At 70.5% G+C, this 20,899-nt stretch carries 22 protein-coding genes; 14 read left to right on the forward strand and 8 right to left on the reverse strand.

The genetic code is table 11. From position 1 onward, the window contains the following. Positions 1–174: 174 nt before the first annotated feature. A complete protein-coding gene (locus AB0C66_RS10480) occupies positions 175–498 on the forward strand; it encodes a hypothetical protein (RefSeq protein WP_362435442.1) in 324 nt (107 codons plus the stop codon). Positions 499–540: 42 nt separating this feature from the next. Here AB0C66_RS10480 and AB0C66_RS10485 read toward each other — a convergent pair whose 3' ends face one another. Beyond that, positions 541–1,227 (reverse strand): FadR/GntR family transcriptional regulator, encoded by a 687-nt coding sequence (locus AB0C66_RS10485; protein WP_362435445.1) that lies wholly within the window; start codon positions 1,225–1,227, stop codon positions 541–543. Positions 1,228–1,342: 115 nt separating this feature from the next. Here AB0C66_RS10485 and AB0C66_RS10490 point away from each other — a divergent pair, with 115 nt between their 5' ends. The 4 genes from AB0C66_RS10490 (at position 1,343) to AB0C66_RS10505 (ending at position 3,921) form a co-directional block, all read left to right on the forward strand. Next, positions 1,343–2,662, forward strand: coding sequence for an MFS transporter (locus tag AB0C66_RS10490; protein ID WP_362435448.1), 1,320 nt, complete (start codon positions 1,343–1,345; stop codon positions 2,660–2,662). Between the two features lie 96 nt (positions 2,663–2,758). Continuing rightward, positions 2,759–2,875: an SGM_5486 family transporter-associated protein gene (locus AB0C66_RS10495; protein WP_362435451.1), complete on the forward strand. Its 117-nt coding sequence runs from the start codon at positions 2,759–2,761 to the stop codon at positions 2,873–2,875. Positions 2,876–3,071: 196 nt separating this feature from the next. After that, positions 3,072–3,287, forward strand: coding sequence for a hypothetical protein (locus AB0C66_RS10500; protein ID WP_362435454.1), 216 nt, complete (start codon positions 3,072–3,074; stop codon positions 3,285–3,287). A 115-nt stretch (positions 3,288–3,402) separates the two neighbouring features. After that, positions 3,403–3,921 carry a histidine phosphatase family protein gene (locus AB0C66_RS10505; protein WP_362435457.1) on the forward strand — a complete coding sequence of 173 codons (519 nt, stop codon included), beginning with the start codon at positions 3,403–3,405 and terminating at the stop codon, positions 3,919–3,921. Positions 3,922–3,996: 75 nt separating this feature from the next. Here AB0C66_RS10505 and serB read toward each other — a convergent pair whose 3' ends face one another. Together serB and AB0C66_RS10515 are read right to left on the reverse strand one after the other, a co-directional pair. Continuing rightward, entirely contained in the window at positions 3,997–5,232 is a 1,236-nt protein-coding gene (serB, locus tag AB0C66_RS10510) for a phosphoserine phosphatase SerB (protein ID WP_362435460.1), read from the reverse strand. Positions 5,233–5,820: 588 nt separating this feature from the next. After that, positions 5,821–7,266 carry a streptophobe family protein gene (locus AB0C66_RS10515; protein ID WP_362435463.1) on the reverse strand — a complete coding sequence of 482 codons (1,446 nt, stop codon included), beginning with the start codon at positions 7,264–7,266 and terminating at the stop codon, positions 5,821–5,823. Positions 7,267–7,489: 223 nt separating this feature from the next. Between AB0C66_RS10515 and AB0C66_RS10520 the strand changes: the two genes are divergently transcribed. Next, positions 7,490–10,156 carry an FHA domain-containing protein gene (locus AB0C66_RS10520; protein WP_362435466.1) on the forward strand — a complete coding sequence of 889 codons (2,667 nt, stop codon included), beginning with the start codon at positions 7,490–7,492 and terminating at the stop codon, positions 10,154–10,156. Positions 10,157–10,323: 167 nt separating this feature from the next. On the opposite strand, the gene AB0C66_RS10525 is transcribed toward AB0C66_RS10520, so the two are convergent. Next, a complete protein-coding gene (locus AB0C66_RS10525) occupies positions 10,324–11,058 on the reverse strand; it encodes a transglycosylase SLT domain-containing protein (protein WP_362435469.1) in 735 nt (244 codons plus the stop codon). Between the two features lie 444 nt (positions 11,059–11,502). Here AB0C66_RS10525 and AB0C66_RS10530 point away from each other — a divergent pair, with 444 nt between their 5' ends. The 3 genes from AB0C66_RS10530 (at position 11,503) to AB0C66_RS10540 (ending at position 13,762) form a co-directional block, all read left to right on the forward strand. Then, positions 11,503–12,660: a GAF domain-containing sensor histidine kinase gene (locus AB0C66_RS10530; protein WP_362435471.1), complete on the forward strand. Its 1,158-nt coding sequence runs from the start codon at positions 11,503–11,505 to the stop codon at positions 12,658–12,660. Beyond that, the gene (locus tag AB0C66_RS10535; protein ID WP_362435473.1) at positions 12,653–13,303 is read left to right on the forward strand and encodes a response regulator transcription factor; all 651 of its coding nucleotides are present in this window, start codon (positions 12,653–12,655) and stop codon (positions 13,301–13,303) included. Before AB0C66_RS10530 ends, AB0C66_RS10535 begins: the two co-directional genes overlap by 8 nt. Positions 13,304–13,519: 216 nt before the next feature. Further along, the gene (locus AB0C66_RS10540; protein ID WP_362435475.1) at positions 13,520–13,762 is read left to right on the forward strand and encodes a chaplin; all 243 of its coding nucleotides are present in this window, start codon (positions 13,520–13,522) and stop codon (positions 13,760–13,762) included. A gap of 185 nt (positions 13,763–13,947) precedes the next feature. On the opposite strand, the gene AB0C66_RS10545 is transcribed toward AB0C66_RS10540, so the two are convergent. Beyond that, positions 13,948–14,745 (reverse strand): hypothetical protein, encoded by a 798-nt coding sequence (locus tag AB0C66_RS10545; RefSeq protein ID WP_362435477.1) that lies wholly within the window; start codon positions 14,743–14,745, stop codon positions 13,948–13,950. Between the two features lie 109 nt (positions 14,746–14,854). Between AB0C66_RS10545 and AB0C66_RS10550 the strand changes: the two genes are divergently transcribed. The 3 genes from AB0C66_RS10550 to AB0C66_RS10560 all read left to right on the forward strand — a co-directional run bounded on the left by AB0C66_RS10550 (position 14,855) and on the right by AB0C66_RS10560 (position 17,260). Then, positions 14,855–15,646, forward strand: a complete 792-nt coding sequence (locus tag AB0C66_RS10550; RefSeq protein WP_362435479.1) for an ABC transporter ATP-binding protein — start codon at positions 14,855–14,857, stop codon at positions 15,644–15,646. Positions 15,647–15,728: 82 nt separating this feature from the next. Then, on the forward strand, positions 15,729–16,154 hold the full coding sequence (locus AB0C66_RS10555; RefSeq protein WP_362435482.1) for an NfeD family protein: 426 nt from the start codon (positions 15,729–15,731) through the stop codon (positions 16,152–16,154). A 152-nt stretch (positions 16,155–16,306) separates the two neighbouring features. After that, the gene (locus tag AB0C66_RS10560) at positions 16,307–17,260 is read left to right on the forward strand and encodes an SPFH domain-containing protein (protein ID WP_362435484.1); all 954 of its coding nucleotides are present in this window, start codon (positions 16,307–16,309) and stop codon (positions 17,258–17,260) included. Positions 17,261–17,344: 84 nt separating this feature from the next. On the opposite strand, the gene AB0C66_RS10565 is transcribed toward AB0C66_RS10560, so the two are convergent. Together AB0C66_RS10565 and AB0C66_RS10570 are read right to left on the reverse strand one after the other, a co-directional pair. Then, positions 17,345–17,848 carry an HNH endonuclease gene (locus AB0C66_RS10565; protein ID WP_362435486.1) on the reverse strand — a complete coding sequence of 168 codons (504 nt, stop codon included), beginning with the start codon at positions 17,846–17,848 and terminating at the stop codon, positions 17,345–17,347. Positions 17,849–17,952: 104 nt separating this feature from the next. Next, a complete protein-coding gene (locus tag AB0C66_RS10570) occupies positions 17,953–18,492 on the reverse strand; it encodes a YbhB/YbcL family Raf kinase inhibitor-like protein (protein ID WP_362435489.1) in 540 nt (179 codons plus the stop codon). Positions 18,493–18,578: 86 nt separating this feature from the next. Here AB0C66_RS10570 and AB0C66_RS10575 point away from each other — a divergent pair, with 86 nt between their 5' ends. Then, positions 18,579–18,896, forward strand: a complete 318-nt coding sequence (locus AB0C66_RS10575) for a barstar family protein (RefSeq protein WP_362435491.1) — start codon at positions 18,579–18,581, stop codon at positions 18,894–18,896. 85 nt (positions 18,897–18,981) lie between these two features. Here the strand turns inward: AB0C66_RS10575 and AB0C66_RS10580 are convergent, their stop codons facing one another. Beyond that, positions 18,982–19,764: a sporulation protein gene (locus AB0C66_RS10580; RefSeq protein ID WP_362435494.1), complete on the reverse strand. Its 783-nt coding sequence runs from the start codon at positions 19,762–19,764 to the stop codon at positions 18,982–18,984. 169 nt (positions 19,765–19,933) lie between these two features. Here AB0C66_RS10580 and AB0C66_RS10585 point away from each other — a divergent pair, with 169 nt between their 5' ends. Beyond that, entirely contained in the window at positions 19,934–20,596 is a 663-nt protein-coding gene (locus AB0C66_RS10585; protein ID WP_362435497.1) for a DNA-3-methyladenine glycosylase, read from the forward strand. Positions 20,597–20,899 lie beyond the last annotated feature (303 nt).

Consider the following 20,899-nt stretch of genomic DNA (forward strand, 5'->3'; position numbering starts at 1 on the left):
TTCCCCGCACCGCGCGGGGGACGGGGCGGCGGCCGTCCGGCGTACCGCGCGTTAGCCCGAACGGGCCCGCCGGGCGGGCGTACGGGTGGTGTTCCGCGCACTGTGGAGTACGTAGCACGACGACGTAGGACGAACCGACTCCCGGAGCGACAGCACGGCCGAGGAGGTCCCGCCATGCGTACGACCCGGCGCGTCGCCGCCGCTGTCCTGATCGTCGCAATGGCCGGGTCGACCGTCGCCGCGTCCCACTCCGCCACCCGGGAACCCGCCCGCCCCCGTATCGCCGCGTGCAGCACCTGGGTGCGCGGTTCACACGCCACCGTGAGTTGCTACAACCCCAATCCGAGCGTGGACCGGGTGCAGCTGCACGTCGAATGCGCCCGCTGGTGGGATCCGGACATGGACGCCCGTCCGGTGGAGGTCGGCCCGGCCCAGCACGTACGGCTCGCCGAGCGGTGCTGGAAGGAGATCCGCAAGGCGTGGGTGAGCCACCGCTGACCGGTGGGCTCCAGGTGCCTCAGCCGGTGCGCCCCGGGGGCCTCAGCCGGTGGGCCCGGCCACGGCCTGACGGCAGCCGAACGGGTGGGTGCTGGCCTCGGCCGCCGCCCGTTCGCCGTCCCGCGCCCGGATCGCCTCCACCATCCGCGCATGGTCCACATGCAGCTCCGGCCGCATCGCGCCGTCCACATCGGCCCGCAGGAAGTCCCGCACCACCGCGCCCAGATCCGCGTACAGCTCGGCCAGGACGGGGTTGTGGGAGGCGGCCACCACGGCCATGTGCAGGGTCGCGTCCGCCTCGACGAACGCCTCCAGATCGCCCGCGTCCCAGGCCCGCTCCCGGCGCTCCAGCTGGGCGTCCAGACCCTTGAGCTCCTGCTCGGTGCGGCGCTCGGCGGCCAGCCGCGCCGCCTTCGTCTCCAGGGCGCTGCGCAACTCGGCCACATGCTGCGGATCGGCGGCGGCGAAGCGGCGGTGCATCACCCCGGCCAGCTCACTGGTGGCCAGCACATAGGTGCCCGAGCCCTGCCGGATGTCCAGCAGACCGTTGTGGGCGAGCGCCCGCACCGCCTCGCGCACGGTGTTGCGGGCCACCCCCAGCTGCTCGACCAGCTCGGGTTCGGTGGGGATCCGCGAGCCCACCGGCCATTCGCCCGAGGTGATCTGGGCGCGCAGCTGGGCGATCACCTGGTCGGCGAGGACGGAGCGCTGGGGCGAGGTCAGCGGCATGACTCTCCTGTGCCTGGGGCTTGGAAGCGGGTACTTCCATGATGCCGCCCGGCCGTCACCGTGCGGTTGTCTTCGACTGGACAGCTATTCATCCCATCATTCTATGATGGTCGGCATGCCAGCACGCGACGACCTCACCACCCTCGACACTCCTCCGGCTTCCTCCAGTGCCGCTCCGACTGCCACCCGGGAGCCCGGGCCGGGCCCCGTCGGCTCGCCCTGGCGCGGACGTCTCCTGATCGTCGGAATCCTGCTGGCCGCCCTCAACCTCCGGCCCGCCGTCACCAGCCTCGGCCCGCTGCTCGAGGAGGTCCGTGACGGGCTCGGCATGAGCGGCACCGTCGCCGGACTCCTCACCTCGGTGCCCGCCGTCTGCTTCGCGCTCTTCGGGCTCACCGCGCCCCGGCTGGCCCGCCGCCGGGGGCCCGGCGCCGTCGTCTGCGCCGGACTCGCCGCCATCACCGCGGGGCTGAGCCTGCGCCCCTTCGCGGGCGGCACCCCGGCCTTCGTGGCCGCCAGCGCGCTCGCGCTGGCGGGCATAGCGGTCAGCAATGTGCTGATGCCCGTGATCGTCAAGCGCTGGTTCCCCGACCGGGTGGGCGCGATGACCGGTCTGTACTCCATGGGCCTCTCGCTCGGCACCGCGGCCGCCGCGGCGGCCACCGTGCCCATGACCGATGCGCTGGACGTCAGTTGGCGGGCCGGGCTGGGGGTGTGGGCGCTGCTGGCCGCGGTCGCCCTGGTGCCCTGGCTGTTCCTCGCCCGTGACCGTACGAAGGACGCGGGGGAGGCGCCTACGAAGGACGCGGGGGCGCCGCGCTCCGGTACGGACGCGGCCGAACCGGCCGGGCGGGCGCGGCCCATCACCCGCAGCCCCATCGCCTGGGCGATGGCCGTCTTCTTCGGCCTCCAGGCCACCGCCGCCTACATCACCATGGGCTGGATGCCGCAGATCTTCCGGGACGCGGGCGTCTCCGCGTCCACCGCCGGGGTGCTGCTGGCCGTGATCATGGCCATGGGGGTGCCGCTGTCCTTCGTGCTGCCGCCGATCGCCGCCCGGCTGCGTCATCAGGGCGTACTGGTGGTGATCCTCGGTGTCTTCGGGCTCAGCGGCTACACCGGGCTCTATCTGGCCCCGGCGGAGGGCGCCTGGGCGTGGGCCCTGCTGCTCGGCGTCGCCAACTGCGCCTTCCCGCTCGCCCTCACCATGATCGGCATGCGGGCGCGGACCAGCGCGGGTGTGGTCCGGCTGTCCGCCTTCGCCCAGAGCACCGGCTATCTGCTGTCCATCCCCGGCCCGCTGCTGGTCGGCGCGCTCTACCAGCACAGCGGCGGCTGGGGACAGCCGATCGCGCTGATGGCCGCGCTGATGGTGCCGCAGATCGTGGCGGGGGTGCTGGCCGGGCGCAATCGCACCCTCGAGGACGAGATCTGACCGGCGCCGCCCCGGGCCGCCGCGGACGTGCCCCCGGGCCTCCGCGGGACGTGCCCCCGGTCCGGAGCTCCGGACCGGGGGTGGGACACTCGGACCATGCCTGTGCTCGATGAGAACCCCCCCGACGGCCAGAAGAAGCTCCTGATCATCCTGGGCGTGATGCTCGGTATCACGGTGATCATCGGAGTGGTCGCCGCCCTCGTCTCGCCCTGACCGACGGGACGTTGGGGGCACGAGGGACCTTTGGGACACCCTCCGGGCGCCGGGGTGGGGCTACCACCACCATCCCCTAGGGGGTCAGGGTCAGGGGTAAGTGGGTGGATCACCGGATGGGAGCGGCCGTGCCCGCTCCGTAAGGTCGAACCATCCGATGCACCGCACCCGATCCGCTGTCCCGGAGGCGATCCCCATGTCCGCCCGCAGCCACATCCGCCCCGTCCCTCCGGTGCACAGCGGTGTGGAGATACGGCTGCCGTGGTGGGCCATCGCGCTTCCCGCCGTCGCCTTCGCGGCGCTGCTGCTCCTGCTGGCCGGGCCCGCCGACGCCCATGCCACCACCGGCTCGGGCGCGGTCTCGCAAGTCCTGGGGCTGGTGCAGCAGGTCGTCACGCGTCAGGGGGCGTGACCGCCGCGCTCGCGGTGATCTTCCGCGCCCGCCACCGGACCGTGGTTGCTCACCTTTGATCAGGTCGTTCCCGCACCCTGCGCCTGGACCACCGTTTCATGCGAAGCTGGGACGCATGAGCGTCGATGTGCCCCGCAGGATTGTCCTTCTCCGACATGCCAAGGCCGATTGGCCCGAGGTGGCAGACCATGAGCGACCGCTCGCAGAGCGCGGCCGCAAGGACGCCCCGATCGCCGGGCGCCGGCTCGCCGAAGCCGGTCTCACCCCCGAACTCACCCTCTGCTCCACGGCCGTGCGCACCCGCGAAACCTGGAAGCTGGTCGTCCACGAGCTGCCCCATCGCCCCAAGACCGTTTACGAGGACCGTCTGTACGACGCCTCGCTCGGCGAGCTGCTGGCGGTGGTCGGCGAGACCTCCGACGACATCACCGATCTGCTGGTCGTCGGGCACAACCCCGGGATGCACGCCCTCGCCGACGCCCTCGCGGGCGAGGCCGAGGAGGGCACCCGGGAGCGGATGTCCCGCTCCGGCTTCCCCACCTCCGGATTCGCCGTGGTGACCTTCAGCGGTTCCTGGAAGTCCGTCGAGCACGGCGTCGGCCGCCTCACCACCTTCTGGGCGCCCCACGAGTGAGCCACCACCGGCCCCCGCCCCGCCGTCGGAGGACGGGGCGGGGGCCGGTACGCGTCCCGACACCCCCGGGCGAACTCAGTCCACGTGGGCGTCGGCCGCCTCGACCTCTTCGCGGGTCACGCCCAGCAGATACAGCACCGTGTCCAGGAACGGCACGTTCACCGCCGTGTGCGCGGCCTCCCGCACCACCGGCTTGGCGTTGAAGGCGACCCCGAGCCCGGCCGCGTTCAGCATGTCCAGATCGTTGGCGCCGTCGCCGATCGCCACGGTCTGCACCAGCGGCACCCCGGCCTCGGCCGCGAACCGCCGCAGCAACCGCGCCTTGCCCGCCCGGTCCACCACCTCGCCGACCACCCGGCCGGTCAGCTTGCCGTCCACCACCTCCAGGGTGTTGGCGGAGGCGAAGTCAAGCCCCAGACGCTCCTTGAGGTCATCGGTGACCTGGGTGAAGCCACCGGACACCACACCCACCTGGTAGTTGAGCCGCTTCAGGGTGCGGATCAGGGTACGGGCGCCGGGCGTCAGCCGGACCTCCGCGCGCACCTTGTCCACCACGGACTCGTCGATGCCCTTCAGCAACGCCACGCGCGCGTGCAGCGACTGCTCGAAGTCCAGCTCACCGCGCATGGCCCGGGCGGTGACCTCGGCGACCTCGGCCTCGCACCCCGCGTGCGCCGCGAAGAGCTCGATCACCTCGTCCTGGATGAGCGTCGAGTCCACGTCCATGACCACCAGCCGCTGCGCCCGGCGCTGGAGCCCCGACGCCACGACGGCCACATCCACCCCGATGTCCGCGGCCTCGGTGGCCAGCGCGGTGCGCAGCGGCTCCGTCTCGGCGCCGGACACCTCGAACTCCACCGCCGTCACGGGGTACTTCGCCAGCCGGAAGATCCGGTCGATGTTGCCACCGGTGCCGGTGATACGGGACGCGACGGCGGCGGCGGCCTCGGCGGTCAGCGGATGACCCAGCACGGTGACATGCGACCGGCCGGTGCCGCGCGGCCGGTTGTCACCCCGGCCGGAGATGATCTCGGCCTGGAGCCGCATGGACTCGGCCCAGCTGTGCACGGTGGCGCGCAGATCCCCCTCGGTGCCGTCACCGGCGGTGGGGGCGGTCACCAGCACGCACAGCACGATGCGGCCCCGGGTGACGACCTGCTCTATATCGACTATGTCCACGTCGTAGGCGGCGAGGGTGTCACAGAGCCCGGCGGTGATACCGGGGCGGTCCTTGCCGAAAATCTTGACGAGGAGCGTGGGGGCATCGTCGCCCGGAACGGCGGCGGCAGGTGGCGTCTGCGGTGTGCTCATGGTCTTCCCACCGTATCCGGCCGCCGGTGGGACACGCGCGGCAGCCCGGCTGCTGGACGGCCGCCCGGCGCCCAACGTTCACCCCCCGTCCACCCCGCGCCCCGCCGGTCCCGCGGGGCGGGCGGGACGGTCCGGGTGCCGCCGAGATCCGCCCGTCGCCGACCCCTCTTGTGCGGTCGCGCGCCCGATCCACACCGGTGGTCACCGCACGCCGTCTGCGACCGCCCGCCGGTGGCCACCGGTGTTCGCGCTGCTCGCCGGATGCGGCTGCCCGTGCCACGCCGTCGCCCTCGTCACCGAGGTCTCGCGATGCGCTCCCACCGCCCCGGCCGTCACCGGTTCCGGCGCCGCCCGTGCAAGCCGATGGCGCTTCCGCCACCGCCCGGGCGGGCTCACCATCCCCGCCACGGTTGCCCGTGGGCCGGGCCGGGGTCGCCGTGCTGTGTCGCGGCGCACCGGGTCGCCCCGATCCATGCCGAGCCACCACATGAGTCGCTCGCGCCGTGTCCGTCCTCGCGGACGCCCCACTCACGCGTGCCTGGGTGCGCGCGCCGCCGCCGGGGCCCTGGCACCGGGGCGCGGCGGTGGTCATCGGGTCCCGTGCCCGCCGCTCGCGCTGTCCTCGCCCTCTCGGCCATCCGGGATGCCTTGGGCCAGTGGGGTCGCCCAGCGGCCCGCTGCCCCTGTGGTGTGGGCGATCAGGGCGCCGAGGGCGCCTGCCGTCGCGCCCCAGGCGGCGCCCAGCAGCAGGGCCAGCGGGACGTTGCCGTGCAGCTCCAGCCCGGCGCCGAAGGCGTCGAAGCCGAACACGGACAGGCTCGCTCCCGCCGACACCCTGGTCAGCCACACCAGCAGGGCCAGCACCGGCGCGGTCACCAGCGCGAGCCGCAGCGCGCACGCCCCGGCCGCCGCCCCGAGCGCCCGGGGACGGTTGCCTGTGACGGGCGTACGTACCGCCGTCAGCACCCCCGCCGCGAGTACCAGCAGCGCGCTCGCGACCACCAGCAGCCAGACCTCACCGTCCAGTTCGGCCAGCCGCCCCACCGTGATCGGCTCATCGCCCCGCCCGGCAAGCAACGCGTCGACGGGGTCGGGCAGCACCCGGACCAGCGCTCCGGTCACACTGCCGTGCCAGGGCACGAACAGCCCGAGCGCGGTCCCCAGCCACACCCCGTTGGGGGCGGCGAGCAGCGCCGTGCCGAGCACCAGACGGGGGTGGTCATCACCGGCCGCCGCGTAGACCGCCGTCGCGAGACCGGCCACCACCGCGAGCACCAGCACCCCGCACAGCGCGGACATCGCGGGCCGGACCGTACGGTGCAGCGCCTCCGCGCCCGGCGGCAGCGGAGTGCGCCGCGAGGCGAGCAGTGCGAGCAGCAGGACGGCCACGATCCATACGGCACCGCCCAGCAGCGAACGCCCGGCCGCCACCGTGAAGCCGACGGACGCCTTGGCGTCGGCCAGTCCGGCGAGCCGGTCCGGCAGCAGCCCCGCGCCGATCTGCCCGAGATCGCCCAGCTCGTCGGGGAGCCGGTCCAGCAGCTCCCGCTCCGCGCGCCTGCCGAGTTGGTCCAGTCCGAGCTGCGCGCCGTCGATCGTGATCGTATCGTTGCCCACCCAGGTGAGCCCGGTGAGCAGCAGCAGGAAGACGACGACCACCAGGCCCGCCCGCAGGGCGAGTTCGGCCCCCGGCAGGGTCGCCCCCGCGGAGCGCAGCGAACGCAGAAACACCCATCCCAGCAGCAACGCTCCGACCAGGCTCACCCCAAGTGGCGCGATATCGATGGCGCTATGGGCTTCGGCGCCTTTCAGCCCGAACGTCTCGATATCCCCGGAAGGGCTCACGGTGCCGCCGAGCGCCAGCACCATCGCCGCGGCGGTCATGGGGCCGAGCGCCCCGGCCCCATCGGCGCCGATCAAGTGCAGACCGAGCGCCGCGATGCCCGCCATCGCCAGAAAAGCCCAGCTCACCGCGGCGATGGCGGTGAGCAACGCATGCCCCCAGGGCAGTCGGCGGCGGTCGCTCGCGCTCATGCCCTCGACTCCTGAACGATGGGAGTTGCCCGGATAATCCATGATCTGCACTATCCGTCAGTGCTTACCACTTTCCGAGGGCCTTTCGGATGAGTCGAGGGTGCCCGGGATGTGGTCTTGTCAAAACCCGACTTCCGGTTAAGGGACTGAGCCTGAAATAGTTCCTCACGATGTTCGCCATCCCTAGACTCCCTAGTGCAGGGGGTACCTCGGGGGACAAGTAGTGGGGCATGGAGTGCCGGAACTCGTACTGGAATTGAACGGACAGACCTGGACGCTTGACCCGTCCAGGTCGTACAGCCTGGGGCGCGACCCGCAGGGCGACATGGTGCTGGACGACGCGAGAGTCTCCTGGCGACACGCCACTGTGCGGTGGGGCGGGCGTAGTTGGGTCATTGAGGACCACGGCAGTACCAACGGCACCTATGTGCGGGGCCAGCGCATCCAGCAGCTGGAAATCGGCCCCGGTGCTGCGGTCCATCTGGGCAACGCGACCGACGGTCCACGGCTGAGCATCTCCTCGGGGGCGGCGGGCGCGGGGGCGGGCGCCGCCACGGGCGGCTCGGGCGCCTACGGCCAGCAGGGTCAGCAGGCCGCCGGTCAGCAGGGCCCCGGTCAGCAGGGCGCGATGGGCATGCCCCAGCAGGCCCAGCAGCCTCCGGCCCAGCAGCCGCAGCAGCCACCGCAGCAGCCCGGCCCCGGCTGGCCCCAGCAGGGCGGCCAGCAGCCGCCCCAGGGCTGGCAGCAGCCGCAGCAGCCTCAGGCGCCGCAGCAGCAGCCGTTCATCCCGCAGCAGCAGGCCCCGCAGCAGGCCCCTCACCAGCAGGTCCCGCCGCAGCAGGCCCAGGCCACCGGCCCCGCCGGTCCGGCGCCCGCTCAGGGCGACCGCAGCCCGACCACCTTCCATCAGCTGGCCGTCGGCCGGGTGATGCGCATCGGTCGTGCGCTGGAGAACGAGCTGGTCGTCTCCGACCTCCAGGTCTCCCGCCACCACGCCGAGTTCCGGGCGCTGCCCGACGGCCGCTTCGAGATCCGCGACCTCGGCAGCCACAACGGTACGTACGTCAACGGCCAGCCGGTCCGCCAGCAGATCATCGGCCCGGCCGACACCGTCGGCGTCGGTCACTCCACCTTCCGGCTGGTCGGCGACCGCCTCGAGGAGTTCGTCGACACCGGTGCGGTGTCCTTCTCGGCCCGCCATCTGACCGTCACGGTCGACGGCGGTAAGCAGATCCTCAAGGACGTCTCCTTCGGCGTCCCCGAGAAGTCCCTGGTCGCGGTCATCGGCCCGTCCGGCTCCGGTAAGTCCACGCTGCTCAAGGCGCTCACCGGCTACCGCCCCGCCAACCAGGGCGATGTCCTCTACGACAACCGGAACCTTTACAAGCAGTTCGCCGAGCTGCGCCAGCGCATCGGTCTCGTTCCGCAGGACGACATCCTGCACAAGGAGCTGACCGTCCAGAAGGCCCTGCGGTACGCGGCCAAGCTCCGCTTCCCCGGTGACACCGCGGAGGCCGAGCGCGAGGCCCGGATCGACGAGGTGCTGCGCGAGCTCAAGCTCGACATCCACCGGGAGAAGAAGGTCACCGCGCTCTCCGGCGGCCAGCGCAAGCGCGTCTCGGTCGCCCTGGAGCTGCTCACCAAGCCGTCGCTGATCTTCCTGGACGAGCCGACCTCCGGTCTCGACCCGGGCATGGACCGCGATGTGATGCAGCTGCTGCGCGGCCTCGCCGACGACGGCCGCACCGTACTGGTGGTCACCCACTCGGTCGCCGAACTGGCGCTGTGCGACAAGCTCCTGGTGATGGCGCCCGGCGGTTCGGTCGCCTACTTCGGCGCGCCGGACGAGGCGCTCAACTTCTTCGGCTACGACACCTGGGCGGATGTCTTCTCCGCGTTCGAGAACTACCGGGACTACGACTGGGCGGGCCGCTGGCGCGGTTCGCAGCACTACCAGATGTACGCCGCCGACCTCGACTCGGTCGCCCCGCAGTCCGTGCACGTCCAGCCCCCGCCGGCCCGGATGCAGAAGCCGCAGAGCTGGGGATCCCAGCTATGGACGCTGATACGCCGCTACTTGTCGGTGATCGCCTCCGACAAGGGCTTCATGGGGCTGATGGTGATCCTGCCCGCCGTGCTGGGCTCGGTGAGTGTGGTCATCCCAGGGAAGTTCGGGCTCCAGATGGCTCCGAAGGGCTCGTTCAACCAGGCCGCCGGGACGATTCTGCTGATCCTCGTGGTCGGTATGTGCTTCACCGGCGCGGCCAACTCCGTGCGAGAACTGATCAAGGAACGGGTCATCTACGAACGGGAACGGGCCGTCGGCCTGTCCCGCTCCGCGTATCTGATGTCCAAGGTGATCGTGCTCGGTGTGATCACCGCCCTCCAGGGCGTCATCATCTGCGCGATCGGCCTCTCCACGCGGAAGATGCCCGAAGAGGGGCTGCTGATGTCGCCGGCCGCCGAGCTGTGCCTGGCCATCATCGCGATCGGCTTCACCTCGATGATGTTCGGTCTGGTGATCTCCTCGCTGGTGAAGACCGCCGAGAAGACGATGCCGCTGCTGGTGATGTTCGCGATCGTCCAGGTCGTGTTCACCGGTGTGCTGTTCAAGATCTACGGATCGCTCGGAGTGGAGCAGTTCGCCTGGCTGATGCCGTCCCGCTGGGCGGTCGGCGCGGCCGGAGCCACTCTGGACCTGGGCCCCGGCTCCGGTCACATGATGGCGCCGTGGGACAGCAAGAAGCCCGATGACCTTGACCCGCTGTGGGAGCACACCACCACGCAGTGGGGGATCGACATGGCCGTGCTGATCATCCTCGGCATCCTCTGCGGCATCGTGGTCGCGCGGCTGCTGCGCCGCCATGAGCCGGAGGTCATGCGCAAGTAACGGAGCGTCGCGGCCCGTGTGGCCGCGACCGCCCCCGGCGCACGCGCCCGGACATGCCCGAAGGGCGGAGGCACCCCTCGCACACAGAGGGTGCCGCCGCCCTTCGGCGTTCACAGGCCGGCTCGCGGGCCGGGCGTCATACGCCGGGCTCGGTGCGTGCCGTCGGCTCAGTACGGGCCGTTGACGTTGTCCATGGAGCCGTACCGGTCGGCCGCGTAGTTGCACGCGGCGGTGATGTTCGCGACCGGGTCGTAGGCGTCCCAGGAGGTGCCCTCGACGTGGTAGGCCTTGAAGGTCGGGGCTATCACCTGGAGCAGGCCCTTGGAGGGCACGCCGTTCTGGGCGTTGATGTCCCAGTTGTTGATGGCCCGGGGGTCACCGCCGGACTCACGGATGATGTTGCGGTGGATGCCCTCGTAGGTGCCGGGGATGCCCTTGTCCTTCATGATGTCGAGGGACTCGCGGATCCACCCGTCGAGGTTGTTCGGGTATTCCTTCTTCTTCTTTTCCTTGGCCTCGGCGACCGGCACGGCGCGCGCGGCGGAGCGGCTCGCGGCCTCCTTGGCCTCGCGCTCCTTGGCGGCCTTGGCCTCGGCGGCCTTCTTGGCCTCGGCCGCCTTCTTCGCGGCGGCTGCGTCGGCGGCCTTCTTCGCGGCGGCGGCGTCCTTGGCCTGCTTGCTGGCCAGGTCGGACTGCTTCTTGAGGGTGTCCTGCTGAGTCTTGTGAGAGTCCCAGGCGACCGACTTGGCCGGCACGTCCTGGGCGGTCGTCGAGGCGTCCGCGTCGCCGCCGGGGACGACGGTGAAGGCGAGCGCTGCGGCACCCGCGGCGGCGATACCGGCGGCGGAGTACTTGTGCGTCTTGGTCAGGCGGTTGTAACCGGGGATGCTGGGGAGGGGCATGGCGGAGTAGACCTCTTCCAATCGCTTTGTGTCGCAGGCCGAATCGGCGCCTGGTGCGCCGTTTCTCGATCTACGGCGCCGCGCGACTGGGAAATTCTTAGCGGTCGCAAAAACCTGTGGCAAAGGTGTGACATACGATGCTGCTTAGTGGATACGTAGACCCTCCCTGCCTGGGCGAGCGGCCGTAGTCCCCGCTCATGCCGCTTTAAAACATCCACTAACCTCGTTCGTAAGTGATATAGGTCCTGTGTCCGGGCTCACATTGCGGACCCTCTCATATGGCGCGGTGTGCCCACGCAAATGCGCAGGGTGTTCGCTTTTTGGGCCCATATTTCAGCCCCTTCGGCGGTTACTTGTGCGCCGTTCGTCCTAGGGCGGAGGTCTTGATCGACGGCCTCCCACCGGCCGATACGGCACTCGCCGAGCCGTCGGTACGGTGGGCCCATGACCGATGGAGCGGACGGCGGAGCCGGGGCGGGACTGGCCTGTATCAGCAGTGCGCTGCTCGCCATGAGCAGGCATCTGGAAGTCCGGGATGTCCTAAAGACGATCGTTGTGTCCGCGCGTGAACTGCTTGACGCGGAGTACTCCGCACTGGGGGTCTCGGACGACCATGGGGGTTTTGCCCAGTTCGTAGTAGATGGGGTCAGTGAAGAGCAGTGGAAGGCCATCGGGCCGCTGCCGCGCCAGCACGGGATCCTCGCCGCGATGCTCAAGGACGCCACCCCGCAGCGGCTGGCGGATGTGCGCCAGGATCCGCGTTTTGAGGGCTGGCCCAGCGCGCATCCGGACATGTCGGACTTTATTGGACTTCCTATTGCGGATGGGGAGGAAGTTCTCGGTGCCCTCTTCCTCGCGAACAAGAGGTGTCCCAAACCCGAGGGCGGCTGCGGTTTCACCGAGAGTGACGAGGAGCTGCTCGGCATCCTGGCCCAGCACGCCGCCATCGCCCTCACCAACGCACGCCTCTACGAGCGCAGCCGTGAGCTGACCATCACCGGGGAGCGCGCCAGGCTCGCCCATGAGCTGCACGACGCGGTCTCCCAGAAGCTCTTCTCGCTCCGGCTGACCGCCCAGGCCGCCACCGCCCTGGTCGACCGCGACCCGGTCCGCGCCAAGGAGGAGCTGCACCAGGTCACCCTGCTCGCCGCCGAGGCCGCAGACGAGCTGCGCTCCGCCGTCGTGGAGCTGCGCCCCGCCGCCCTCGACGAGGACGGCCTGGTGGCCACGCTCCGCACCCAGGCGCAGGTGCTGGACCGCGTCCACTCCGCCCGCGTCACCTTCTCCTCACAGGGAGTGCGGGCGCTCCCGGCGGCCCAGGAGGAGGCGCTGCTGCGGGTGGCCCAGGAGGCCCTGCACAACGCGCTGCGCCATGCCGGCGCCATGAACGTGGGGGTCTCGCTCACCAGGCACGGCCAGGGCGCCCGGCTGCGGGTGACCGACGACGGCAGCGGATTCGACCCGTCGGCCGTCCGCCGGGCCGGACGCCACCTCGGCCTGGTGTCGATGCGGGACCGCGCCGGTGGCGTCGGCGGGGCGATGAGGGTTGACTCGGCGCCCGGCAGCGGCACCGTGATCGAGATGGAGGTGCCCGGTGGCTGAGCCGGAACGCACGATTCGGGTGCTGCTCGTCGACGACCACCAGGTGGTGCGGCGCGGACTGCGTACCTTCCTCGAGGTGCAGGACGACATCGATGTGGTGGGCGAGGCGTCCAACGGCGAGGAGGGCATCGCCCGCGCCGAGGAGCTGCGCCCCCACGTCGTCCTCATGGACGTGAAGATGCCCGGTGTCGACGGCATCCAGGCCCTGCGCACCCTGCGCGACCTCGACAACCCGGCCCGGGTGCTGGTCGTCACCAGCTTCACCGAGAAGCGCACCGTCGTACCCGCCCTGCGCGCGGGTGCCGCGGGCTATGTCTACAAGGACGTGGACCCCGAGGCGCTCGCGGGCGCCATCCGCTCCGTGCACGCCGGGCACGTACTGCTCCAGCCCGAGGTGGTGCTCGCCCTGCTCTCCCAGGAGGAGTCCGGCGGCGGCCAGGGGCGCGGCGGCACCCTCACCGAGCGGGAGCGCGAGGTGCTCGCGCTGATCGCGGACGGCCGGTCCAACCGGGAGATCGCGCGTGCGCTCGTGCTGTCCGAGAAAACCGTCAAGACGCATGTCTCCAACATCCTGATGAAGCTGGACCTCGCCGACCGCACCCAGGCCGCGCTCTGGGCGGTCCGGCATGGAGTCGGAGCATGAACGGATCACCCCTGACTGAACTCGAGCTATTGGCTTACGAATTCAGAACATCCCTGGGCTGATCTGACGCTGCTACAGGAATGCCGTCGTTTGGTGCGGGATTCATACCGTCGTGTGTATGTCACCCGAACAGCGCAACTTGATCGGCCGGTCCGCGTTCTCCACTGCGTACTGCGGAGTTCCACCGCGGTGACACGCTATGGAGGGTTTTACACAGTGAAGAACTTCAAGAAGCTCGCGGCCATCACCATCGCTGCCGGCGGTCTCGCCATCGCCGGTGCGGGTGTCGCCTCCGCCGACACCCCCCAGGCCGACGGTGGAGCTTTGATGTCCCCCGGAGTTGTCTCGGGCAACAACGTCCAGGTGCCGGTCCACGTGCCGGTGAACGCTTGTGGTGACACCATCACCGTCATCGGCGGCATGAACATGGCCATGCCGACCCCGTGCGTCGCCAGGTGACCATGGTTCACCGCGCGACCGCGTGACGAACCACCGACCGGCCCCGGAGGCATCGCCTCCGGGGCCGGTGCCCTGTCCGCCCGCGGAGAGGGCCGTACGGACTGCCCGCACGAAGGCCCGTACGGACGCCCCTTACGGAAGGCCCGTACGTACGGCCCGTACGGAAGTCCGTACGTCGCGGCCGGTCAGGCCCCGCCCCGCTCCTCCACATACGCGTTGTACGCGGCCACCTGCGCCCGCCGCGAGGTGCGCTCCACCGGCCGCAGCGCCTCGGCCCGCGCCGCCATCTCCGACGCGCTCACCGCCCCGCCGTGCTCCTGGCCGTCCCCGCCCGCCGAATACGCGATATCGACCAGCGCACCCACCCGCTGCGCCAGCTCCAGCACCCGGATCGCCCGCGGCGGATAGCCCGGCGCCAGCACCTCACGGCCCCGCTCCGCCCGCGCCCGGTACGCCTCCAGCGCCGCCTGGGCGACCGGCCCCGCCCCGGCCACATTCATCCGCGACAGCACCTCGGTGGCCTCCCGCAGCGCCTCGGCCAGCTCCCGCTCGGCCTCGCCCAGCGACGGCACATCCGCGGGCGGCGCCTCCCGCACCGGCAGACAGTGCCAGACCACCGCGATGTGCTGGTCCCCCTCGGGGCCCGCCGCGGCCACCTCGGGCAGCAGGCCGAGCGCCACCCCGGTGGCGATCACCGCCTCGCCGGCGTCGATCGCCCGTGCGTTGAACTCCGGCGGACCGCTCAGCCCGAGCGGATGCCCGGCTATCGGCAGGGCCACCCGCAGCCCCTTGGCCCCCAGCGCCCGCAGCCGCCCCAGCGCCAGGGTGAGACCGACCCCACCCGACTCGCCGGGAAGCCCGGCCACTCTGTGCGACGCGTCCTCACCCGCGATCCGGAGCACGGCCTCATCCGGTGAGACAAGTCCGGCAAGAAGGGCATTTCCCCAGGCCGTGAGGCGCCCTGAACGTGGTTCATCGAGCATGGCACCAGCCTAAGGACTGGTACCGACAACGGGTGGCGTAGGTTTTCCCTGGGGGCGGCGTCCACAGGCGCACGCGACACTCGAGACTGCAATGGGAGACAACGCGCTCATGAGCGATGTTCTGGAGCTGGTGGACGTATCCGTGGTCCGCGACGGTCGGGCTCTGGTGGACGAGGTCTCCTGGTCGATCAAAGAAGGGGAGCGCTGGGTGATCCTCGGCCCCAACGGCGCCGGCAAGACCACCCTCCTCAACCTCGCCTCCAGCTACCTCTTCCCGAGCTCGGGCACGGCCACCATCCTCGGCGAGCGGCTCGGCGGCGTCGACGTCTTCGAACTGCGCCCCCGTATCGGCGTGGCGGGCATCGCCATGGCCGAGAAGCTGCCGCGCAGGCAGACCGTCCTGGAGACCGTCCTCACCGCCGCCTACGGGATGACCGCCCACTGGCACGAGGACTACGACGCCATCGACGAGAGCCGCGCCCGCGCCTTCCTCGACCGCCTCGGCATGACCGACTACCTCGACCGGAAGTTCGGCACCCTCTCCGAGGGCGAGCGCAAGCGCACCCTGATCGCCCGCGCCATGATGACCGACCCCGAACTCCTGCTGCTCGACGAGCCCGCCGCCGGTCTCGACCTCGGCGGCCGCGAGGACCTCGTCCGCCGTCTCGGCCGCCTCGCCCGCGACCCGTACGCCCCCTCCATGGTCATGGTGACCCACCATGTCGAGGAGATTCCGCCGGGCTTCACCCATGTGCTGATGATCCGCCAGGGCAACGTGCTCACCGCGGGTCCCGTCGAGACCGAGCTGACCTCCCGCAACCTCTCGCGCTGCTTCGGCCTCCCGCTGGTCGTGGAGACAGCCGGTGGCCGCTGGACCGCGCAGGGCCTCCCGCTGGCTTGATGTCCGCCCCCTGCGCCGGGTGTGCCTCCGGTAATTGATCTGTGCCCTGTCCCCGTTCGACCCGGGCAACTACCATGAACACGTGGATCCGTGGGTGTGGTGGCTGATCGCCGCCGTAGGTCTGGGCATTCCGCTCGTGCTGACCGCGATGCCCGAGTTCGGGATGGTCGCCGTCGGCGCGGTCGCCGGTGCCCTCACCGACGCGCTCGGCGGTGGTCTGGTCCTCCAGGTCATCGTCTTCTGCGCCGTCTCGGTGGCGCTGGTCGCCGTGGTACGGCCGATGGCGGTCCGCAGCCGCCGTCAGCAGCCCGGACTGCGCAGCGGTGTCGAGGCGCTGAAAGGCCGTCAGGCGATGGTGCTGGAGCGCGTCGACGGCAGCGGCGACGGGCGGATCAAGCTCGCCGGTGAGATCTGGTCGGCCCGCTCGCTCGACCCCGACCAGGCGTACGAGCCCGGTCAGCAGGTCGATGTGGTGGAGATCGACGGCGCCACGGCCGTCGTCATGTAGACGCCGTAGTCACCACGTCCCGCCAAGAGCGGAGCGCCAGTTGGTCGAGCTGCGGACCCGACCGCCGATCTGACAGACTCCACCTTCGAGAACCACCAGACCTGATCATCCCGACCAACCAGAGCCACGCATGAAGGGCACGGGGAGCCGCTGTGGAACCGATCATCATCGTCCTGATCATCCTGGTGGTGCTCGTCTTCATCGCACTGATCAAGACGATCCAGGTCATCCCGCAGGCCAGTGCCGCCATCGTCGAGCGCTTCGGACGCTACACCCGCACCCTCAACGCGGGACTCAACATCGTCGTCCCGTTCATCGACTCCATCCGCAACCGGGTCGATCTGCGGGAACAGGTCGTGCCGTTCCCCCCGCAGCCGGTGATCACCCAGGACAACCTGGTGGTGAACATCGACACCGTCATCTACTACCAGGTGACCGACGCCCGCGCCGCCACCTATGAAGTCGCCAGCTATATCCAGGCGATCGAGCAGCTGACCGTCACCACCCTGCGGAACATCATCGGTGGCATGGACCTCGAGCGCACCCTGACCTCCCGCGAGGAGATCAACGCGGCGCTGCGCGGCGTCCTCGACGAGGCCACCGGCAAATGGGGCATCCGCGTCAACCGCGTCGAGCTCAAGGCGATCGAGCCGCCGACCTCCATCCAGGACTCGATGGAGAAGCAGATGCGCGCCGACCGTGACAAGCGCGCCGCGATCCTCCAGGCCGAAGGTGTCCGGCAGTCCGAGATCCTGCGCGCCGAGGGTGAGAAGCAGTCCTCCATCCTCCGCGCCGAGGGTGAGGCGAAGGCCGCCGCACTGCGCGCCGAGGGCGAGGCCCAGGCGATCCGTACGGTCTTCGAGTCCATCCACGCCGGAGACCCGGACCAGAAGCTGCTCTCCTACCAGTACCTCCAGATGCTGCCGAAGATCGCCGAAGGCGACGCCAACAAGCTCTGGATCGTGCCCAGCGAGATCGGTGACGCCCTCAAGGGCCTCGGCGGTGCCATCGGCAACTTCGGCCCGATGACCGGCGGTGGCAACGGCGGCGGCGCCCCCGCCGGCAAGGCGCCCGCCCCGCGCCGCGAGCAGCCCACGATCGACTGAAGCGCCGTCCGGGCCAACTCACCGTATGCGGCGATGAGTTGGCCCGGTGGCCACGGTGCACCATGCGGTAGGGAACGCCCGAGATCAGGCCGGCAGCGCCAGCCACTCCGGCAGCGCGTCCCGCTCCACCGCCCCCAGCGCCAGCAACAGCGCGTCCGAGGGCGTCGGCTCGAACGGGGTCTTGAGCAGCCGCATCCCCGCCTGCTCCGGAGTCCGGTCCGCCTTGCGGTGATTGTCCTCGGCGCACGAGGCGACCGTATTCAGCCAGGTGTCCCCGCCCCCGCGCGACCGAGGCACCACATGGTCCACCGTTGCCGCCCGGCGGCCGCAGTACGCGCACCGGTGCTGGTCCCGGACCAGCACCCCCCGCCGCGACCACGGCGCCCGTCTTCGGAACGGCACCCGTACGTACCGGCAGAGCCGGATCACCCGGGGCACCGGAAGATCGACATCGGCGGCCCTGATCCGCAGCCCGGGATGGGCGTGCTCCACAACGGCCTTGTCCTGGAGCACCAGCACCACGGCACGCCGCAGCGTCACCGTCGCCAGCGGCTCGAAGCTCGCGTTCAGAACCAGCGTCTCGCGCATCCCGACCACCCCCGCATCCCGGTGTCCCGGCCCGCCGCCGACACGGGCGGGCCGGGATCAACTCTGGCCGGGAGCACGGCCGAGGACAACGCAATTTCGCGGTGTCAGCCCGCGGCCGGCACCTCGTACTCACCGATCAGCTGGGCACGGCCCACCGTGTGGAAACGCAGGTTGAAACCGACCACCGCGGGCGACACCTCGGCGTCCGGACCCAGCTTCTCGGAGTCCACCGCGTAGACCGTGAACACATAACGGTGCGAACCGTCCCCGGGCGGCGGCGCGGCCCCGCCGAAGTCCCGGGTGCCGTAGTCATTGCGCACATGCACCGCACCCGCGGGCAGCCCGGCGAAGTCACCGTTGCCCGCACCGGCCGGCAGCTCGGTGACGTTCGCCGGGATGTCGAAGAGCACCCAGTGCCAGAACCCGCTGCCCGTGGGCGCGTCCGGGTCGAAGCACGTGACGGCGAAGCTCTTCGTCCCCGCCGGGAAACCCTCCCAGCGAAGGTGCGGTGAGGTGTTTCCCTCCGCCGCCACCTGCGCCGGCTTGAGGGTGGCCTGGGGCTCCACATCGTCACTCACCACGGTGAACGACGGCACCTGCGGATGGAAGTCATGGGGGAGCGGGCGCCGCTTCTGCTCGGACACGTCGAAACCTCCTGAAGGTCGCGCTGGATCAGCTGCGCGGCCAGCCTAACGAGACCGACGCCCATGGGGCTGGCACCATGGCGGCCATGACCGGCCCGACCCCCGCCCTCTCGCTGAACCTCGACGGTGTGTCCGACAAGGACGGCCTCCTCGCCCGCTGCGCACACGACCTGCGGTTCCCCGACTGGTTCGGGCACAACTGGGACGCGCTCGCCGACTGCCTCACCGATCTGTCCTGGTGGGGCGAGGCCGGTGGCTATCTGCTGCACGTCCGGGGCTGGACGGCCTTCCGCGACGCGGCCCCCGACGCCGCCGCCATCGCCTCCGACATCCTGGCGGACACGGTGTCGTACTGGGCCTCCCGCGGCATCCCGCTCACCGTGCACTGCGCCGACGCCTCCTGAGAACGCGCGGGGCGCGCACCGAAACACATTCGGCGCGCGCCCCGTACGGAAGCGGCGTAAGGCCGGGCGGCTCAGAAGCCGCGGCTCAGAACCAGCTGCGCTTGCCGCCGACCTCGGCGAGCCACTGGTTCAAGTAGGCGGCCCAGTCGGTCTCCTGGAAGGACGCCAGGTTCACCGTGAAGGACCGGTAGGAGTCACTGCCCTCGGTGAACAGCCCCGGCTTCTTGTCCATCTCCAGCACGACGTCCATCTCACGGTCGTCCGCGACGAAGGTCAGCTCCACCTGGTTCAGGCCCCGGTACTGCTCGGGCGCGTAGAACTCGATCTCCTGGTAGAACGGCAGCCGCTGACGGGTCCCGCGGATGTGGCCGCGCTCCAGGTCGGCGCTCTTGAAGCGGAAGCCGAGGGCGCCGAAGGCGTCCAGGATCGCCTGCTGGGCCGGAAGCGGATGCACATTGACCGGGTCCAGGTCACCGGAGTCCACCGCACGCGCGATCTGGAGCTCGGTGGTCACACCCACGTTCATCCCGGTCAGATGACGGCCCAGGAACGTGGTGACCGGGGTCTCCCACGGAATCTCCAGGCCGAACTGCACCGCGTGCACGGCGCCCGGCTGGACCTCGAACGCCCCGCCCAGCTGCTGCCGGGTGAACTCGATGTCCTGCTTGTGCTCCTGGTCGTTGCCCTCCACCTCCACCCGCGCCTGGAGGCCGACGGAGAGTCCCTCGATCTGCTGCGCGACCGAGCCGCCCTGGATGCGGACCTCGCCCTGCACGACACCGCCCGGAAGGACGTTCTCCTCGGTCAGCACCGTCTCCACCGAGGCGCCACCGGCACCCAGACTCGCGAGCAGCTTCTTGAAGCCCATGTTCTCCCTCTCAAGGACACGTCACCGTGTCCTCTCTCGATCGCACTCGATCCCTGTTGAACCCTAGAAACGCGAAACAGCCAGCGGCGGTTCCGCCGGATCCACCCTCGCAGCGGACGGTTCCGGCTCCAACCACCGCGAGGTCTCTGTTCCACTACGCTCGGGCCGCGTGACAGCAGGACTTGACCGTACGCCGCTCAGCCGGAGCTTCTTCGACCGCCCCGTCCTCGAGGTCGCCCCCGACCTCCTCGGACGCGTACTGGTGCGGCGCACCCCCGACGGACCGATCGAGGTGCGGCTGACCGAGGTCGAGGCATACGCGGGGCTCGCCGACCCCGGCTCACACGCCTACCGGGGCCGCACCGAGCGGAATGCCGTGATGTTCGGACCTCCGGGTCACGCATACGTCTACTTCACCTACGGCATGTGGCACTGTCTGAACCTGGTCTGCGGTCCAGTGGGCTCTCCCAGCGGGGTACTGCTCCGCGCGGCCGAGGTGCTGCACGGTCATGAGCGGGCCCATCAGCGACGGCCGAAGGCCCGCAACGACCAGGAACTGGCGAAGGGCCCGGCCCGGCTGGCCACCGCCCTCGAGGTGGACCGCCGTCTGGACGGCACCGATGTCTGCGCGGGTCCGGACGGACCGATGGTGATCCTCAACGGTCGGCCCGCCCGCCCCGAGCAGGTACTGAGCGGACCGCGGACGGGCGTCGGCGGCGAGGGCGCCACCCACCCGTGGCGGTTCTGGATCGACGGCGAACCCTCGGTCAGCCCGTACCGGGCCCACACCCCCCGCCGCCGGAATCCGACGAGCCGTCAGGTCGGAACTTGACTCCGTACGGCCGGACGCCTAACGTAGCCCGAGCCGCTTGAGACGGGCAGCGCTGTCGTTACGACCAGCAGGTCGGAGCAGAGCAGCCCCGGAGCGGCCAACCACTACAGATGACTCCCATAACAGGGTCTCTTTTCGCTGCGCGAAAATAAGGCCCGGGACTCCGATTAGGAGCCCGAAGGGAAATCAGCTAAAGTAGTGAACACAGCGAAGGGAAGCGCCCGGAGAAACCGGTGAAATGGTTTCGAAGGAAGCGTCCGTTCCTTGAGAACTCAACAGCGTGCCAAAAGTCAACGCCAGATA

It is taken from the genome of Streptomyces sp. NPDC048636, from assembly GCF_040650655.1.
Classification (GTDB): Bacteria; Actinomycetota; Actinomycetes; order Streptomycetales; family Streptomycetaceae; genus Streptomyces.